10 protein-coding genes are annotated in these 19,480 nt (G+C 43.5%); 3 read left to right on the top strand and 7 right to left on the bottom strand.

Annotation, left to right across the window (positions count from 1 at the left end):
- Positions 1-19 precede the first annotated feature (19 nt).
- The 5 genes from proB to JMY06_RS03985 all read right to left on the bottom strand — a co-directional run bounded on the left by proB (position 20) and on the right by JMY06_RS03985 (position 7,459).
- On the bottom strand, positions 20-1,192 hold the full coding sequence (gene proB, locus JMY06_RS04005; RefSeq protein WP_201529089.1) for a glutamate 5-kinase: 1,173 nt from the start codon (positions 1,190-1,192) through the stop codon (positions 20-22).
- A 173-nt stretch (positions 1,193-1,365) separates the two neighbouring features.
- The gene (gene cgtA / locus JMY06_RS04000) at positions 1,366-2,592 is read right to left on the bottom strand and encodes an Obg family GTPase CgtA (protein WP_201529087.1); all 1,227 of its coding nucleotides are present in this window, start codon (positions 2,590-2,592) and stop codon (positions 1,366-1,368) included.
- A gap of 354 nt (positions 2,593-2,946) precedes the next feature.
- Positions 2,947-4,392 (bottom strand): glyceraldehyde-3-phosphate dehydrogenase, encoded by a 1,446-nt coding sequence (locus JMY06_RS03995; protein ID WP_201616377.1) that lies wholly within the window; start codon positions 4,390-4,392, stop codon positions 2,947-2,949.
- Positions 4,393-4,804: 412 nt separating this feature from the next.
- The gene (locus tag JMY06_RS03990) at positions 4,805-5,992 is read right to left on the bottom strand and encodes a lipocalin family protein (protein WP_201616375.1); all 1,188 of its coding nucleotides are present in this window, start codon (positions 5,990-5,992) and stop codon (positions 4,805-4,807) included.
- Between the two features lie 330 nt (positions 5,993-6,322).
- The gene (locus JMY06_RS03985; RefSeq protein ID WP_201616373.1) at positions 6,323-7,459 is read right to left on the bottom strand and encodes an NUDIX domain-containing protein; all 1,137 of its coding nucleotides are present in this window, start codon (positions 7,457-7,459) and stop codon (positions 6,323-6,325) included.
- Positions 7,460-7,795: 336 nt separating this feature from the next.
- Between JMY06_RS03985 and hemP the strand changes: the two genes are divergently transcribed.
- On the top strand, positions 7,796-7,954 hold the full coding sequence (hemP, locus tag JMY06_RS03980) for a hemin uptake protein HemP (RefSeq protein ID WP_227672156.1): 159 nt from the start codon (positions 7,796-7,798) through the stop codon (positions 7,952-7,954).
- Positions 7,955-8,057: 103 nt separating this feature from the next.
- On the opposite strand, the gene JMY06_RS03975 is transcribed toward hemP, so the two are convergent.
- Both JMY06_RS03975 and JMY06_RS03970 read right to left on the bottom strand, forming a co-directional pair.
- Entirely contained in the window at positions 8,058-13,055 is a 4,998-nt protein-coding gene (locus tag JMY06_RS03975) for a translocation/assembly module TamB domain-containing protein (protein ID WP_201616519.1), read from the bottom strand.
- Positions 13,056-13,217: 162 nt separating this feature from the next.
- The gene (locus tag JMY06_RS03970; protein ID WP_201616370.1) at positions 13,218-16,634 is read right to left on the bottom strand and encodes an autotransporter assembly complex protein TamA; all 3,417 of its coding nucleotides are present in this window, start codon (positions 16,632-16,634) and stop codon (positions 13,218-13,220) included.
- A gap of 437 nt (positions 16,635-17,071) precedes the next feature.
- Between JMY06_RS03970 and JMY06_RS03965 the strand changes: the two genes are divergently transcribed.
- Positions 17,072-18,421 (top strand): MFS transporter, encoded by a 1,350-nt coding sequence (locus JMY06_RS03965; RefSeq protein WP_201616363.1) that lies wholly within the window; start codon positions 17,072-17,074, stop codon positions 18,419-18,421.
- Between the two features lie 263 nt (positions 18,422-18,684).
- Positions 18,685-19,329, top strand: a complete 645-nt coding sequence (gene coq7, locus JMY06_RS03960; RefSeq protein WP_227672154.1) for a 2-polyprenyl-3-methyl-6-methoxy-1,4-benzoquinone monooxygenase — start codon at positions 18,685-18,687, stop codon at positions 19,327-19,329.
- The last annotated feature ends 151 nt before the right edge of the window (positions 19,330-19,480 follow it).

The following is a 19,480-nucleotide window of genomic DNA, read 5'->3' as shown; positions in this document are numbered from 1 at the left end:
TTTATTACATTGGAAGATATTACATAGACAGCGCTAAGTTATCACGGTGTACCATGACCACACGTTCCTCATTATTACCAAGAATCCTATCGAACTGCTCAGTACGCTCACGAGCAACACTGCGCGCATCTGTAGACGAGAAGTTAACTTGGCCAACGGCTAAACGCTCGCCAGTATCTTGATGAATAATTTCTACCACATCACCTTCATCAAAGTCACCGCGTACTTCTACCACACCAACAGGCAACAAGCTTCTGTTGTGCTCAGTCAACGCTTTGGCCGCACCGGCATCCACAATCAGAGCGCCTGACATCCGTAAGTGAGCCGCTAGCCACTGTTTTCGGGCTTCGAGTTTGTCCTCATCATTGGTGGTTAATAATGTTCCGACTGCCTCGCCTGACACCACGCGAGTGATGACATCGTCAATAGCGCCACTGACAATAACCGTCGGACAACCGCCCATTGCTGCTAAGCGACCGGCACGGATTTTAGTCAACATCCCGCCACGGCCAAGCTTGCCACCGCCGCCGGCGATATCAAACAAATAATCGGCCAGCGCGCGCTCTTGACGTATCATTCTGGCATCAGGATCGTTGCGTGGGTCTCCTGTGAACACACCCTCTTGATCCGTCAGAATAATGTATAAATCTGCATTGACCATCGCCGCTACCATCGCGCCTAAGGTGTCATTATCCCCAAATTTAATCTCATCAATGGTGATGGTATCGTTTTCATTAATCACCGGCAGCACATGCCATTCTAATAGCTGAGTCAGCGCGCTAGTAGTATTCAGATAACGGCTACGGTTGGACAAATCATCATGCGTCAACAGCAGCTGCGAGCTCTGTATACCGTGTTGAATGAGCGCCGACCACCAAGTCTCAATCAAGCCCATCTGACCGATAGAAGCACAAGCTTGTAGGGCAGCAAGCTTCTTAGGCCGCTCTTCCAAGTTCATGCGCACAACCCCTTCAGCGACTGAACCAGAGGACACCAACAGCACCTCCACCCCTTGATTATGTAGCTTCGCAATTTGCTTTGCCCACCCGTAAATGGCAGTTCGATCCAGCCCTCGACCGTTATTGGTTAATAACGATGAGCCAATCTTGACAATAACGCGCTGAATATCAAAGTTACGAGTTTGCTTAATAAACCTTGCTTCTTCGGTCGGTTGTTCCATGTCACCTGCCATAAAAACTCCTTTATATTGCGAGGATTAATTTAAAAATGAATAGTTCTATAGGTAAGTACTTCTATAAATAAATGGATAAAAGATTCATCAAAAGAAAATGCGAGCAAACCAGCTTACACTTTCTTTAAATGAGAGTTTTCTTTAAATGGTTATTTTCTTTTAATAAAGATAATTTAAGGGGCGTAGACCACTTCGACATCATCATCGTCATCAAAGCCTTCACCATCAAAGCTATCGTCACCTGGAAGATCAGTACCTTCACGTTGCGCTTTACGAGCAGCACGATACGCTTCGCGTTGTGCTTCAGTATTACGGCGTACTTCTACTTCTAAGCGCTCAAAACGAGATTTTTGCTCTTCAGCAAAGTCTGAATCTTCTTCTTCACGCTCGCGCTCAAGCTCAATATCATTCATTAAATGATACTTTACTGGATCTACACCTGCGCCTGTTAAGGTTGAGGTGCGAAATACCATACCAGTCCAACCAAGCTCGGCTACGATATGATTGCATAGCTTATCTAATTCTTCTGCATCAATAACCTGATCGATTTTATTCAGTACTAGAATCTGTGGTAAGTTGGCCAATTCAGGTGAAAAACGTTCAAGTTCATTTAAAATAATACGCGCGTTATTAACTGGATCCGTAGCGTCAATAGGCTGTACATCAACGATGTGTAGCAAGCGGCGCGTACGTGCCACGTGCTTTAAGAAGCGAATACCCAGACCGGCACCTTCTGATGCGCCCTCAATAAGTCCTGGAATATCAGCCATTACAAACGAGCGATGGCGACCAATATCAACCACGCCCAAGTTTGGCACGATAGTCGTAAAAGGATAATCCGCAACTTTTGGCGTAGCAGCAGATACTTGACGGATAAAGGTAGACTTACCAGCATTAGGTAAACCAATCAGTCCGACATCAGCCACAACTTTTAACTCAAACTTAAGTATTTTCAGCTCACCTTCAAAACCCGATGTGGCCTTGCGTGGTGCCTGGTTGGTCGAGCTTTTAAAATGAGTATTGCCTAAACCACCATCACCGCCTTTAGCGATTAATAGCGTCTGATCAATTTCGATCATGTCACCGATAACTTCATCCGTTTCGGTATCAATAATGGTAGTACCAATGGGCACAGGTAAGAATATATCGTCAGAACCTTTACCGGCACAGTTCTTACTGTGGCCGTTTTCACCGCGCATCGCATCGTAGCGGCGGGTGTAGCGATAGTCGACTAAGGTATTGGTGTTGTCATCAGCGATAACATAAACGTCACCACCAGTGCCACCATCACCGCCATCAGGACCACCGCGCGGGACGTATTTTTCTCGGCGAAAACTGGCGATACCGTTGCCACCGTCACCTGCTTTTACCGTTACGACGGCTTCATCAATAAATCGCATGCTACGTTCCTTAAGTTACAATCTGGAGTTACAATATAAAGCTGCGATATAAAGTTACAATATGGATTCCAGTCATCGACTGTTTTTGTATGCGCGTTTACGGTCGCCTACTTTATATAATCATACTTATGCTATTACAGGTCAACGTCTACCAGTTAAGATCAGCCCACATTTATGGCAACAGCACCCGATAACCAATCAGACTATCGGATGCTGTGTGTGCGACTAGCGCTATACTCTTATAACTTTGCATATTACAAGTAACGGTAACGTCCAGTATAACATTTAAGGGCAACATTCAAACCATGCTTATAGCGCAATATCTAATATCATAGTGTCTAATAGCGCAATGCTTTATGCTGGGATTTGGGTATAACTGATACCTGCCATTTGCGTGGCTAAGCGTAGTACTTGGGTGCTATAACCCACCTCGTTATCATACCAAATATAAACAGTAGCATGGTTGTCAGTCACGATAGTGGCTTGCGCATCCACAATGCCGACATGCTTAGTACCCACAAAATCAGTCGATACCGCTTCTGTTGCATCAGTATACGCAATTTGTGACTGCCACGTATGGCTATTAGCTACTTTACGCATAAATTCGTTTAAGGCATCGGCGCTTTTTGGTGCGGCTTTTAGATTTAAGTTCAAAATCGCTAAGCTAACGTTAGGCGTTGGTACACGAATCGCATTACCGGTCAATTTACCGCTCAATTCTGGTAGTGCTTTGCCAACGGCTTTGGCAGCGCCGGTGCTGGTGATAACCATATTCAGAACCGCACTACGGCCACGGCGATCCGCTTTATGATAGTTATCAATTAAGTTTTGGTCATTGGTAAAGGAGTGAATCGTTTCTACATGACCGTTTTCGATACCATATTCATCATTTATTACTTTTAACGTTGGCGTAATAGCATTGGTCGTACAGCTTGCAGCACTAACGATAGTGTCATCGCCAATAGTGTCATTATTAACGCCATAAACGACGTTTTTAATATCACCGCCAGCTGGTGCTGTTAGCAGAACCTTCTTCACGCCTTTTGATTGCAAGTGCTTGCCAAGACCGGCTTCGTCTTTCCATATACCAGTATTATCGATGATTAAAGCATTGTCGATACCATAATCAGTATAGTCAATATCGCTTGGGTCATTGGCATAAATAACTTGTACAAAACGGCCGTTAATAAGCATGCCATTATTGTCATCGTCGACACTAACACTGCCTAAAAAGCTACCATGAATCGAATCACGCTCAAGTAATGAGGCGCGTTTGGCTAAGTCGCCAGCGGCAGCAGGACGTACTACGATTGCTTTTAGTTGTAAGCCTTTCGCACTTGATGCTTGCGAAAGTAACAGACGGGTTAAGATACGACCGATACGACCAAAGCCATATAATACTACGTCAGTCGCACCATTTACCGCGCTTTTATCATGGCTACTCGCTTGCAAAGCTTGTTGAATATCACTGTCGTTAGTAATCAGTTGTCCAACATCAACGCTCGCGGATCGAATATCATCGCTCGCAGCCAGAGCTTTGACCATTGCTAAAGTATCTGCAATAGCGATAGGTTTACTATCTTGATGACGAATGGCCGCTTTTTGATGCAAGGCCAAGACTTGACCCACTGAAGTGGTATCGATAGCTTCACCGAATAAAGTGACTTGCACGTCTTGTTCGTTATATAACTTATTAAGTAGGCCCATCAATTCGATGGCTTGTTGTTCTTGATTGTTATATTGTCTTAAACGGTCTTGATGTAATTGGCGTAAGGTATCAGCGTTGCTCACGAGAAACATCCTTATGGTCAGTAAAAATTGAGGTCAATAAAAACAATAACGTAGAAAAAATAATAGGTAGAAAAAATGGGATAAATCACTACCTAAATATGACAAATGAAATCTAGCGTTGCCGTTGTTACGATTAAATCGTCTAGATTTTAGCTCAAAACGACCCATTTTGCCAGTGATAACCGTTATTACTACTGGTGATACCAGTTACAAGTGCCTTTATTGCTACTTCCGTTGATAATCTTACGATTGACTATTGATGCTGTTGTTAATAACCACTAAACAATGAAACAGCCCCATGAGCTGTCTTTTATCATTTGCTAAATCCTATTAACTGGCAATCATCTATATAATACCCTATCAAATATCATATTAATCCGAGTATTAGAGTAATTCAAAACACTAAATCAAGGTGCTAGAATCAAGGTACTAGATTAACAGTCTGATTGGTTTGTGGTGTCAGCGTAAACTCTTTTAGGTTGTAGCCTTGTTGCTGAGCAATTTGGCGATACTTTGCATAGGTTTTCTGGCTGATATTGGGCGAGCGCGCCAGTAACCACAGATAATCTTTATTGGGCGTCCCTACCAAAGCAGTTTGATAATCACCATCACGTGCCAGCACCCAATAATCAGCATGTCCTACTGGCAACCAACGAATCCATGACGGCAAAAAAGAGACTTTTAGCTTACTGCCGGTGTTATCAGCAGGTTTTGCAAGCCCTTCAGCTTTAATACCAACGCCGTCTGCACCAACACATTGATTGAGTACTGTAATTCCTGAGCCATCACTTTTCCCCGTGTAAGTGGCGGTCACATCACGCGCACAATTACGTTGAAAATACATCGGTAAACGACCTATCTCATACCACTTACCTGCATATCGCTTCAAGTTGACATTATCGACGGTAGTTGGCGTATTTGCTGGTTTGTGAATAATTGCTGCCGGCTCTACTGCTAGCGCTGCAGTTTTATTAAGGTTGGCTTGAGCAGGCGTAGTATTAGCTGGTAATACTTGCGGGGCAGCATCGGCATAAGCAGAAAAGGCAGCTAACGGTATGATAATGGCTAATGCAATCGCCGTATGTTTAACTAGCCCATTCATAAATACTCGCTCTGGAATTTTAGTGGCGTTATCATGGGTTGTAGCCAATGAGATATTCTGATTGTTATCTGACTTATTTTTAGGTGCTTTTGTCTTATATAACTTTAATTCATAGGGCTTTGATTGGTCTTGTAGAAAGCCCTCTTGATCTTTCTGTATCTGTTCATCAACTGGAGTCGACTTTATCTCGGTAATAGCTTTTTTGTAACCATTATTGATATTGGAATTGCTTGTATGTGGACCTTCTATATTCATAGCTGACTCTTTCGTCTTGATAACACTACATTCCAGACTATTGTATGCAGCATGGGTATCTCTTAAATACAGATGTTCTGCAGGATGATGTAAATCTTCACTGACATAGTTTTTGTCATTACTTGCGCAGCCGGTCTGTTGCGTTTTATCGCGGGTTAGATAAGGAGTATTCGACTGATTAACTGGCTGCGACTGAGAACCGGTTGCCTGTTCGTCATTCCATAATGACTGAGGTAACTTATTGGCTTTCATAGTAATTCCATGGATGTTTGTGTAGATTAAAATTTTTATTAAATAATGTATTTTAATGATTCTAATTTATATTTATAATAAGGCCATCAGCTCTCTTAAAACAGTGTAGCAATGTAGGAAAACGCAACGGTTTGTAAGCAATACTGTCGTTATTCGCCACATCAAATACAGTGTAACGCTCATACAAAGTTTATGAAAAACAGTTACTTATACAGAAGCGTTATATTGCCTCATTGTTTTCTAACCCGATAGTTTCGATTTATTTTTTAGCGTAATAGCTCAAGGTTTCACCTTAATCTAGACACAGTGCTAACCGCTTAATTTATTACTCTATAAAAACTGCCGAATACCCGCAATACTGGTGGCACCGTACTGCGTCGCTTGCTTACCTTGTGCCGGTGACAGACCGCCTAATGCGATAACTGGCATATCAGCCAATTGTGCTAATGATGACCATACCTCCCATCCTAATGGCGCGTCATCAGGATGGGTTTGAGTCGCTAATACTGGGGATAAAAATATTCCAATAACGGGCGATTGTTTTTTCTCTAAGCGTATAGCAGCAAGTTGGTTGGCAACGGTAATACTATCTGCATCATGACAGCTGATTATTAGCGGTCGGTTTGAGGATAGATAGCATGAGTATTGATAATCTTGCTGGCTGCATTTGAGCGCATCTCTAGAGTAGTCAAACCACTGCAGTAATTCAGTATGCGTTAGGTGACTGGCTTTTATTGGCTGACCGGCTTGCTTATTCGTTGCTAAAATCTGGCTAGCCATATTATTAGGCAATATACTATGAATATCAGGACGTAACTCCAGCAACTGCGCCGCAATCTCTGCTGAATGTTCAGCCTTTGTGCGCACATAGACCCACGCATCTTTTGGCAGGTGCTGCTGATGATAATTTAACCATGCCTCGCTAGCGTTCGGTTGTTCGCTAAAATGCGCCAGTGGATAGCTAATCACTAACTGGGCTGGTAGCTGTAACCATGCCAAAATAGTCTGATTGGCAGCAGGTAACGGATAATTACCTGCTAGCAATTGATCTTTAGGCACCCATGCTAATGCTTGCCCTTCAAGACCATAACGGCAGTGCTGATACTGTGTAAACTGCTGCGCGGTTAGCTCTACCTTGTATACCTGTAAGCACACTTGCTTATCGCCATAATCATGATGCAGTCGCCCAAGCTTGACGACCATATGATTATTTGCCTCACTACTGACATTACTACTGGCATTGACACTGATATCAATACCAGTCTCCTCACTCACTTCTCGTATTAACGCCACTGTAGCGCTCTCATTAGGGTCTATCTTGCCACCTACAAACTCATAGCGATTGCCTTGATGCTGCGTCTGATTACGAAATCCCAGTAAATACTGCTCTTGATAATAGATGACAGCCACTGCCACATTAATCGTAGGAATGTTAGATTGGTTTAGTTCTGTTAATTCTGTAGACATTGCTATTTCCTACGCTATGAGGTGTAAGGATATTCGATAAAAATACTGTGATGTTGATATTTCTTATTTCAAGAGAAAGTGACTAATTAGTGAGACAGACACTAAATCTTGACATCGATTCGAAGTTAATTAGTGATGACTTTGGGATAAATATTAATTCTTATATTACATAAACTGACACAAAAACTAAGTTTGATTTCAATAATCGCTTGCAAAAACATCTCATGTAAATGATAATCATTATCGTAAATTAACTTATTCAGTATATTTTTATTACGCTAATCGCTATTTACTATAAATCAACACCCAGCCCGCCAAAAGGAAATAATTATAACCATGGTCATCTCCCGTTATTTGAACTGCCGTGAAAATCGTCTTCCTACGCTGCAATCACAACATTTATTTGCGCTAACTAAAGAGGTACGCATTGAGCATGAAGGCGAAGAATATCGCTTACGCTTGACCCGTAATAACCGCTTAATTTTGACCAAATAGCTCGCTAATATAAGTCTTTGCATAGTAATAATAAATAAAAAACGCCTTAATATTAAGGCGTTTTTTGTTGGATAATTTTTTGTTAGCTAAAACGACTGCCCTTTTAAAACTGCCAGCTATAAACCACATCCACGGCATTTTCTGCAGCTGACGTTGCCTCGACATAAATACGGCGAGTCAGCTGATAACGAATAGATAAGCTGTTTTGGGCATTAAAGACGCCGACGCCGTAGCGAATATATAAATCAGGAGTCACATAACCGGTAACGTTAACATTGGTATCCTCACTATTGCCCGACGCATCAACTGTTAGGCTTTGTAGACCCAGCGCTTGTCCAATTTGGTTGGTCAAACTACGAGTACCACTCAAACCAAAGCTTAGACCAGCTGCAGCTAAGTTATTGGTTACCTCAGACTTAAAGCCTTGTTCACTGATTTGGGTAGTGCTGCTATTATTTATACGACCGGTAACCAAGGCATTCATCGCTTGCTGCTGCGTAAGTCCTGCATTGTTGAAGACCACAATGTTGGGATTTTCAGTACTGCCTTTGACCCGTAAACCCACTGTTTTGCCATCAATAGTTTTTACCGCTTCAATACTCAGATTAGGCTTCATCACATCGCCATTAAAGCGCACTTGCCCATAATTCAGCTCTAGACTTTGACCAAAAATATTAACATTGGTACGACGTGATACCTGGACCACGCCTTTAGCACGCATTACTCCTTGTCCACGCTGATTAATATTCAACGCGCCGGCAAGTGGAATCACCGCACCAAAGCCACGAAAGTTAATATCATCACCTAAGTCAATACCGATATCGGCATTGATAGACCACGGTTTGGATATTGCCAATACGTCATCAATATTACCAATCAGGCGTCTGTCGAGCACCACAGCATCTTCAGTTTGGGTGATGATATCATCACTGGCTTCAGGTGGACGAATGGTCGCTGATGGCACACTAATTGCGCCTTCGATATTAACGTAACGGTCGCCTGGGCGTACGATGATGTCGATATCGGGGTTAACTTCCGCTAATAATAGTGGCGGCTGGGTCAATACTAAACGCTCACCGACGATGCTAAGCTTGGCTTGTAGCTTTTGTTGCCAGTTCACTGTACCCGTCAGCGTTCCGGTACCAGTACCACTATTAAACTTACCATCAATAATTGCTTCAGTACCACGAATCTTGGCATCGGCATTCACTTTGGTTAGGTTCACTGGTAAATCCAACATCGCAACGCGACCATTAGCCAACCTCACATCACCATAAAACTGTGGCTTATCAAGCGTGCCACCTAAGCCGCCTGCCATAGTGATATTGCCTTCAAGTACCCGCATACCGGGGAAGAAAGGTTTAAATATCGCTAAGTTCAGCTCATTGAGCACCAGAGCTCCTGAAATCGGTTTCGGGGTTTTATAAGGGTCGACGATGACTTCTGCATAACCACGCGCTCCGCCACCAGTATTGATATCCATACGTAGCTTTAGCCCTTCAGGGATGGACAGCGCGATGAGCGACACCCGCTTATACGGTAAGGTGACCGACTCGGCATCACCGTCTTGAATCAGACCGATTTTACCGTTATCGGAGTACAAGGTAGTATTAATAGTTGGCGGCTTACCACGTTGCCAGCCTACAATCGCTCTACCATCAATTTTGCCATGCCAATCAATATCACTCGGTAAGAAGACCGAAAATAGTGAGGTATCTAGCTTTTGTACTGCCAAATTAACTTGTCCACCCGCCGCTGAGGCAACGAGGTTTTCACGTAGGCACAGCTTGCCAGTCTGATCTTCAGCTTGCCAACAATGGGCCGCCAGTTGTACTTTTAAATCACCTGATTTGCCTTGCTGATTTTGTGGCAAGTCGACGATTAATTGTGCCGGTTGCAATTGATTCAAAGTGGCATATTTAGATTGCACTCGACCCTTACCAATCGCACCTGACCAACTAAGATTTTGACGATTAAAGCCACCTTTAAGCCTTGCCGAGATATCCAACTCTTCATTGGCAACCTCAAGGTCCACTATATGTGCCTGTTCCGTCCCATTAAAGGTAGCATTGACGTTTTTAAAGGTTTGTCCTGCCGCATCCAAGCCTTCAGCGCTGATAATTAGCTGGCTTGGGCTATTGGCAAGATTAACCAGTTTGCCGTGAATCCGACCTTGGCGCAGAATGAATCCCGGTAGAGCAATGCGCTCACCGATTAGATCAATATAGATAGTCGGTAACGCTTGTCCTGCTGGTTGCGACAAAGTGGCACCACCCGTCACTTTACCACTCAGCTTATCTGACAGCTGGTCAAGGCTAGTAATGTTGATTTTAGCTTGGAGCTGTTTGGCATTGCCATTAGCAGTCAGATAATTATCGCCCCAACGCAGCACCAGATTATCGGCATTTAAGCTTTCGATTAAGGCATTAACTTGCTTATATTGCCCTTTGGCATCTTGGTCTTGAAGGTGCTGGAAGTAACTTGCTAAGTCTTCTGGCAAATGTAGTTTAGCGGCTAAGCTACCTTTGGCACTGAGTGACTCACCTTTTAATATACCGCTTAGATTGATTTGTTTAAGATTGATGGTTTGCTGGGTTTTCGTCCAGCGACCGTCAGTATTTAATGAGCCAGTAATGACACTTGGGGTGTCTTTTAGGAAGTAGCCGAGGTTAAAGCGGTCCATAACTGCGCTAATATCCCAAGCGACCCCTTGACGCACATCGACCGTCCCTTTGGCATCAATACTACCCGCTGCGCCCACATGGCGGAAACGCTTAATACGAATTAACTGATCATCACCGCTGGCATCAATGGTCAAGTTGCCAGCTGGCAACTGTTCCGCATCCAGTACACCTTCAAAATCAACGGCGAAGCGCTTTAACTTACCTTTAGCATTCGGACTGTTTCTAGGTGCAGGTTGCCACTGTCCAGTGGTATTAAGATCACCAGTTAGAATAGCCGGATTGTTGGGTAGGAAGTATCCTAAATTAAAATTATCAAAGCGCCCTGCAACGGTCCAGCCGATGTCTTGGCGCAAATCAACGACGCCTTTAGCCTTCACTGCACCCGCCTCGCCAGCATAATTTAATTTACGAATACTAATAAGCTTCGGCGTACCTGCCGCATCAATCGAGAGGCGACCTTTGGGCACATCTTTTGTATCAATATTGCCATCAAAGCGCGCATCAAATACCGACAGTTCACCACCGATGATATCCACGCTAGCATCACCACTACCAGTAACACCAATAGCACGACTGTCTTGCGAGGCATCAAGCTGCGCCTGCAAATTAGCATTATTAAAGGTGATAATGTGGCGCTGACCTTTGACACGGTTTTTGCTGATATTAAGCATGCGCCCACGTGCACTGAGACGACCAGCAATACGCTCTAGTGGCAAATTACTACGATATTGTTTAGGTAATAAGCCTTTGGTTCGCGCATCAAGCTGCCACGTCAGCGGACGCTTTTTAGTGGCGAGCTGGACCTGTCCGCTACCAGTTAAGTCGCCCACGATACCTTTATAATTAAGGCGGTTGATATCAATGACGTTGCCCGCTTTGCGTACTTTTACGTCATAGTTGCCTTTAGGCGCAACATTGAGCTCGTTAATCAAGGCGTTGGCATCGACAGATAAACGTGAACCACGGACTATGACGTTGGCCTGTCCGCGCGGACTATCGACATTACCGATATTAGGTAATTGCTTACGCACTATATTTTGCCAAGTGGCATCAACATACCAAGGTGCTTTTTGCTTAGATTTTACTGGCTTTTTGCCACGTATAATTTTGGCATTAACATGCTCGCCGTCACGCTGGCGCAAGTCAGCATTGAGCTGTAAATTACCTGTGGTATTTTTTTGTTGATAATGTACAGATAGCTTGCCATTGAGCCTTTGCGGGGCATAGGCTTTATAGTCAGCATAATCGTTAGGAATGGCTTTACGAATATCAAAGTTACTGCCCGTCGCCAATACTTTGGCATCGAAGCTGCTTTTCCAATCTAAAATACCTTGCAGCAATAAACGGCCAGCAGGAACGTTGGCATTAAGACGGTCAACACGCAACTGACTATCAGCAATCACTGCGCGGCCTTGGTAATGTCCTGATGGAATGTCTTTGGCAGTCAGCTCAGTATTGATACGTAGACGAATTTCTGAGAGGACACCATCAGCAGTTACCAAACCACTTTTAAGATGGATATTTTGCGCATCGGCATAAGGGATTAGAATATCATCCCATTGCAGTTTGGCTTGGAATGGTGCACCTTCATCCAAGCCTTGAACCACAACTTCACCGCGCACATCGCCTTCATTATAACGGCTGCGAATCTTACCGACTGTTCGTTTTAAACTACCCGTTGCCGTGATATCAAGTGGATCGACGTAGGCTTTTTCTAAGGCACTAACTTCAGCAATCGCGGTCAAATCGAGTGCATAATCGCCTTGCAAGTCAATATTGCCTTTTAAGGCGCTGATTTTGACGATATCTCCATAATGCAAGTTGCCACGTCCAATAGTAACCTTAGTACCCACCCAAGTTAAATCACGGACGGTGATATCATGAATGACCATCGGCTCTTTAGTGACTTGCTTATAAACGATGGTTTTTATTTTTGCATTATCAAAGCGCAGATTTAACGGCAGCTGTAAGGTTTTATAGTCGAAGGGCTCACCAGTCGGTGGTTTTTTATTGATAATCTCAATACGTTGAATATCTGCATCACGCAGATGCACTTCTTTTGCAAAAACTGCACGCCAGCCAATTTTGACATAAGCCTTATCGACTAATATCTCTAGCTCATCAGTCGCCTCAATATCGATATCTGTCACCCAAATACCATCACGCAGATTGCCGCTACCATATTTAAACTCAATACCGGCCTCATCACTGATTTTTTCTAATATGAATTTAGTGCCCGAGTCAGTACCAGCAATATAATAAAATGCCGCGAACATAATAACCAGCAAGATAACAATCAGTACCAATAACTTGAGCACAAAAGGCAGCGGATACCAGCGGCGTACCGCACGGGCATCTCTTTGTGCTGGATCTTCAACCGGTGGTTCGTTAGGAGGCGGGATCTGATTGTTCAATATGGCACTCAACTGGGTTAAAAGGGTTCGGCATCAGCCCACTATTAATAGCACATAATGAATGGGGCTAATAGTTTTTAATGATAGCTCTTCATAACACTCATGCACAGTATATGGCTGTCGTTACAGACTATTAAGCTTAGCAGTTACTTATTTATTAGTCGTTTATAAAGGCGAGCCAATAAAGAAGTGCAGTCTAACTGGAATACTATCTTCTGTCACGCCAGCTGCAACATCGACACGCACGACGCCAACGGGTGATGCCCAGCGAATACCAACGCCGACGCCAACCTTAGTATCAGCTTTGAAGTCTTTATCGTAAGCATTACCGACATCGCTAAATAATGCACCGCGGAAACCTGGTTTAAACTCATAGTTGTATTCAGCGCTACCAACGGCGAGTATTTGCCCGCCAGTTAGATAGCCTTTTTCTATCGGCGACAGACTATTATAATCGTAGCCACGAATACTTTGGTCACCGCCCGCAAAGAAGCGTAATTTATAGGGCACTTCATTGAAGTCATCGGCCCATATATAGCCGCCGTTGAGACTACCAATCACTTGATGCTTATCACCCTCACCGAAGCTATAAATACCGCTAATACCCGCACGAGCAATCGCCATGTCAGTATCACTAAGCGCTTTATCTGCGCCGGCTTCAACACCATAATATTGGCGATAACCGCGAGTCGGATTGGCCACATTATCAACGGTGGTTTTACTCAGTCCATAGCCAAATAATAGTGCTTTTTGTTTCGGCTTAGATGAGATAAAGCGAACCGGTAAATCCTCTAAATCGGCATCATCGACACCCGTCTCCAGCTCATCTAAGCGGTAGCGGACAACATAACTGCGATCCCAGCCATTTTCACGATGAATATTGCGCGCCAATGCGGCCTTTAAAGTTTTGGTCGATAAATCAAAGTTACCTTCACCTTGATCGATGATTTCTTCTTCATAGGTCAGACGTGCTTCTAACTTATCATTGAGCGGATGCTTCCACGGTCTGCTAGCATAAACAGTGGCATTTTTATTAATTCGTGATACTGCAAGCTCTGCCCCTGCTTGATAACCTTTACGATTGATCAAATTATAATCAACCTTCGTGGTCGCCCGCACACCGGTATCGGTACCATAACCGATACCTACTTGAGCATCACGCGGCTTATCGGCGGAAACGAACACATAAAGCGGTATTTTTTTGCGGGCTTGCACTTGCTCTGGGGTTTTACGCCCTTCAAGCGTTGGTGGGACGAAGTTCTCATCAGAGATTAATATATCTTCATCAGGAAATACTTTTTTGGCCACTTTACTAATAGAGTCACTGATTTTACCTAAAATACTGTCGGTGGCACTTGTTTTTTCGTCCAGTACGCGATCGGTTGGCAAACGGCTTAAGCGATCCGCTTTTTGTTTAATAGCGAGGAGCTTGTCGTGAGTTTCTTCATCCACTTCAAACTCAATGGGCGCGATATCTTCTTCATCAACATTAGCGGCCCTATTGGCCTCAATCTGGTCATCAGCACTGTTATTGGCGCTGTCTTCAGTATCGTCGTTATCAGTATTAGTGTCACCATCAACGCTATTAGCAGTACGGGTATTGCTGTCCGTATTACCATTATTTGTATTGGCGCTGCTAATATCGTCTGTATTCGAGGCATCACGCGAACCGTCACTATTCACATCACTGTCTATAGCGCTAGGGTCATCAGTGCTTGGCGCATTATCAAATGCTAAGGTGCTGGTTTCGCTAAGCTCATCGGGTGGAACAATGGTCTCAACGTTGACAGTATTGAAATAGCGGGTTGCGGATAAATCATTACTAAATTTGGCAATGTCAGGGCGATAAAATGGGTCGCCTTCTTTGAAGTTGAATAACTGGCGTAATAATGACAGCTCAACCGGCAGTTTGTCAGGGTTTTGGGTCAGCGTACCCGACTCTGCATCATAAGTAAAAAACACCACATCATCGAACTCATAGCGATCGCCTGTATTATAAACCAGCGATACGTCAGCAGTATTGTCCGGCAAGATGATATCAACTGACTTATTAAGCCAATATTGATCAAAATAACCGTACGTGTTACTCAAGGATTCGAGTGCCGCTTTACTGTCTTTATAGACGCGGTGATTAAATATCTCACCTTCTTGCGGTAATAGGCTTTTCTCAAGCGCTTTATATTCAGGCTGCTCAATCCCTTCGCCGCGAATATCAACAATGCGGCTCTCAACGCGTACCGGCTCGCCTAACTTTTCGATAATGACATCAATCGTATCGCTGCTGGGTTGACGTAGACGTAAGGTAATATCATAGTAGCCAACGGCGCGGGCGGCCTCAAGGGCCGTTTGACGTAAGCGCGGTAAAGCGGCAGTAAAGTCAGCAGCAGATTGCACCGTAATGTCATCAAGCGCGGCTTTAATATTATTAATAGGCTGGATATCGTCGTCAGCTTTGATCAATTTTGGTGGCGCATTAACGGTACTAATATCGCTGTCAGCAGGGTTTTGCTGTAAGTAAACAGTGGTTTTGATATGCGGTAAGGCCATGTAACCTCTATTAAACAAGCGATTATAAACCCGCTTAATGAAGTTACTGCTATTACGTGCCCGAGGTTTAGATTTAGAGACTTGCTCCACACTTTCAGTGACCGCTTGCTTGTCAGTTTCTGCTTCATAATCTGGCAGGTAATCTTCGGGATTCAGAGCGTCGGCCGGTTTGTTAGGATTATCATTATTAGGTGCCGGTTTACTCTGTTGCTCTGCTAATATTTTTGTAGGATCCGATTGCTGATTGATATCGACGTCCACATCAACACGCCCGCTACTGACCGCATCGCTCACATTGATCGGACGCGCCATAATTTCGGCACTTTCAGTGCGCTCGGCGACACTTTCATCGAATCCGAGGGTGTCAAGGTTAGTCGGTGCTGGCAGATTGGCAGTATCTAAGCTGACATCTAATCCGATAGGCGACGCCCGCCCATCTAGCGTAGCAACTGGCCCATCAAAAGCGCTATTGCTATTATTGTTGTTGCCTTGATTGTTCACATTATTAATAGCCGCAAGCTCACGTTCGATTTGCTCTGGGGTCATCATCTGATAGCTCTGCTGCTGTACGCTTTCCGCTTGTTGCTGCAAATTATCGTTAGAGTTATTCTTAGATTGATTTTTAGACTGACCTTTAGAACTGTTCTTAGAATTGCCACCTAAAGTTTGCTCGTTATAATCATTTAATACTGACTGATCCACGATACCTTGTTGCACCGCTTTTTTAAGCCGTAGCGCATCTAAAGCCGCATCAAGCTGGGTATCAGCGTCTGCCATTACTGAGCTGTTGCTAGTACTGTTATTGCTACCCTTGCTGTTTGTAAGATTATTGGCCTCAGCCGCCATCGCAGGGGCAACGCCAAAGCCAACTAAGCTACTAGTAAGCGCACTAAATAACGCCGTGCGGGCAAAACGTGTGCGCGAATGAGTATAATCATACTGAGTGCACTCGCTGAGCATTGCATCTTGACTGGGTTGGGATACGCGCAGCAAATATAGTGACTTGCGTGCTCGACTTAAAGGCTGACGGCTCATGATTACTTATTTCCTATCACCTCACGCGGCACAATGATACCAACAATAGCGTTTATAAATAACGTTATAAAACCTGTCATTCAAACTTATATCGTCAAAAACAATAGTATTGAATCTACTATTAACTAATAGGATCAAAATTTACCGGTGAATAACTTATGGCATGGGGTTAATACAGAGATGTAAAAATTACAAATCATAACTGAGTTAATTATTAAATCATAGCATCTAGCGCATGTATTTCTCGCAAGGCCTTGCTATTATACGGCCTAATATCTGAAAAACCTATCTTAAATTCAGATAAGTTTTTGATAATATTCACAATAATTACTAGCAATTGATAATAACAGTACTTAATAATAATGCTACTTACTAGCTTTGCTTTATATATTTAATTCGTCTACCCCCTTCGATACTGCCCGCCTATAGGAGCCCTTATGGCAAACCAGTTTCAGTTATTCAAGCGTCGCCGTTTTAGCGCTATGTTTTTTACCCAGTTTTTGGGTGCGTTCAACGACAATATTTTTAAGCAAGCGCTAATATTAGTGTTGACCTACACCGCTGCCAGTCAGTTGGGGGTAGAAGTTAGTATTTTGAATAACTTGGCGGCGATGCTGTTTATTTTGCCCTATTTCTTATTCTCGGCATTAGCAGGACAAATTGCTGATAAGTTTGAAAAGTCGAAGCTAACCCACCTTGTTAAACTGCTAGAACTAGGAATCATGGTAATTGCAGCGGTGGGCTTTGTATTTGAGTGGTATGCGCTCTTGTTTGTGGCCTTATTTTTAATGGGTACACAATCTACCTTTTTTGGGCCTATTAAATATGCTTATTTGCCGCAAGCGATGAAAGAAGATGAGCTGGTCGGTGCCAATGCGTTGTTTCAAATGGGTACGTCGCTAGCGATTTTGCTGGGTATGATTATAGCTGGCGTGTTAACGCAGCTGCTGCAACCATTATATTGGGTGAGCGCGGTTGTGTTGATAGTGGCAGTATTGGGTTATGTGGCAGCACGCTCTATTCCCAGTATGCCAGCGATGCAGCCCAATCTAACCATCAACTGGAATATTATTACGACCAGCTTGGCGACGGTGCGCTATTTATATTCATTGCCATTTTTATTCTTTGTGATTTTGGGTAATAGCTGGTTTTGGTTTTATGGCGCGACGTTTTTGACTCAAACGCCGGAATTTAGTAAGGTCATTTTACACGGTGATGAATCGGTGGTTATTTTTCTGCTGACTTTATTCTCAGTTGGCGTTTCTATTGGCTCATTACTGTGTAAAAGCTTAACCAAAAATCAGGTTAGTTTGCGCTTATTACCTTTTGGGATTGCCGGTTTAAGTGTTTTTGCCATTGATTTATACTTTTCTTTATCGGGATTGAATATTAATTTTAATAGTGTTGATACCAATTCCCTATTAGGTATCAGCGATTTATTCAATATAACGGGTAGCTGGCGCGTATTTGCTGACTTATTCTTCTTAGGTTTTAGTGGCGGCTTATATATTGTGCCCCTATACGCTTCGATGCAGGCGTATGCACCCAAAAGTCACCGCGCACGCATCGTCGGTGCGAATAATATATTTAACGCCATCTTTATGGTCAGCTCGGCCATTTTTGCGATTGTACTATTAAATAGCTTGAGCATGACGCTGCCGCAGTTATTTTTAGTCACCGGTTTAATCAACATTGTTTTTGGTTTATTTTTATATATGAAGCTCAATAAATATCTAAAAAATGCAGTCGTACAAACACATGATAACGTGGCGAGTCCACAAGACTAATTTTATAAAACCAAATTAATAAAACAAGTTAATAATAAGAAGCCACCAGTTCTACGGTAAAGGGCGCTAAATAGATAGACAGTTACACGTGTGACAGATAAATATCAGTAAGCTGACAATTTTCATGCCGATAATTAGGATTGTTTGCTATAGTAATGGCTATTAATAGATTTAAGCTAACAGTATCAAGGTTATATTATAAAATATGACTTTTTATTCATCATAAATAAAGCCGTTATGAACACTACCATCAGGAGCTAACTATGGCACTGCCTTCCTTATCCAAAGTTGATCACTTATTACTTGGCGTTGATAAGGCGCTGCGGGCGGTTGTGCACCACTCAAACCCTAGCACGCGCCCCCTTCCGGTCAGTAACGATAAGATTCCTGAACTGAGCATTACCGAGGCGCGCCATGTAGCGGGGCTGATGCGTATTAACCATACAGGCGAGGTCTGTGCACAAGGGTTGTATCATGGTCAAGCGTTTAGCGCCAAAGACAATGACGTTAAGCAAGCCATGCAACAATCAGCGCAGGAAGAAGTGGATCATTTAGTTTGGTGTGAAACCCGTTTAGACGAGTTGGGAAGTCATCCAAGCATATTTACGCCGCTATGGTATGGCATGTCATTTGGCCTTGGGGCAGTAGCAGGGGCAGTTTCTAACGAGTTTAGCTTGGGGTTTGTCGCTGAGACCGAAGCGCAGGTTAGCGAGCATTTACAAGACCATATCGGACAGCTGCCGCCGCAAGATACGCGCTCACGAGAAATACTGGCGCAAATGGATATTGAAGAGTTACATCACCGTGAGTTAGCACTCGCAAATGGCGGCGCAGCATTGTCCCCGCCTGTTCGCCATACTATGCGCTGGATGGCCAATCGCATGAAAGCCACCGCTTACCATTTATAATTCATGTGGCTGAACCATTTATAATTCATGTGGCTGAACCATTTATAATTCATGTGGCTGAACCATTTATAATGCTTGGCTAAGCTACTTTTAACAATCCTATTACTGTTTAACAATTGAGAGCATTAAGGTCAGTTTGCTAGGGTAACGA

It is taken from the genome of Psychrobacter urativorans, assembly GCF_904846675.1.
Taxonomy (GTDB): domain Bacteria; phylum Pseudomonadota; class Gammaproteobacteria; order Pseudomonadales; family Moraxellaceae; genus Psychrobacter; species Psychrobacter urativorans_B.
The sequence above is the reverse complement of the archived record's forward strand: the minus strand, read 5'-3'. Positions and strand labels throughout refer to the sequence as shown.

Bases quoted from the DNA above. Each gene is read 5' to 3' on its own strand.
- coq7 (WP_227672154.1), top strand. From the start codon at position 18,685: ATGGCACTGCCTTCCTTATCCAAAGTTGATCACTTATTACTTGGCGTT.
- JMY06_RS03990 (WP_201616375.1), bottom strand. From the start codon at position 5,992: ATGAAAGCCAATAAGTTACCTCAGTCATTATGGAATGACGAACAGGCA.
- hemP (WP_227672156.1), top strand. From the start codon at position 7,796: ATGGTCATCTCCCGTTATTTGAACTGCCGTGAAAATCGTCTTCCTACG.
- cgtA (WP_201529087.1), bottom strand. From the start codon at position 2,592: ATGCGATTTATTGATGAAGCCGTCGTAACGGTAAAAGCAGGTGACGGT.
- JMY06_RS03995 (WP_201616377.1), bottom strand. From the start codon at position 4,392: ATGTTTCTCGTGAGCAACGCTGATACCTTACGCCAATTACATCAAGAC.
- JMY06_RS03970 (WP_201616370.1), bottom strand. From the start codon at position 16,634: ATGAGCCGTCAGCCTTTAAGTCGAGCACGCAAGTCACTATATTTGCTG.
- JMY06_RS03965 (WP_201616363.1), top strand. From the start codon at position 17,072: ATGGCAAACCAGTTTCAGTTATTCAAGCGTCGCCGTTTTAGCGCTATG.
- JMY06_RS03985 (WP_201616373.1), bottom strand. From the start codon at position 7,459: ATGTCTACAGAATTAACAGAACTAAACCAATCTAACATTCCTACGATT.
- proB (WP_201529089.1), bottom strand. From the start codon at position 1,192: ATGGCAGGTGACATGGAACAACCGACCGAAGAAGCAAGGTTTATTAAG.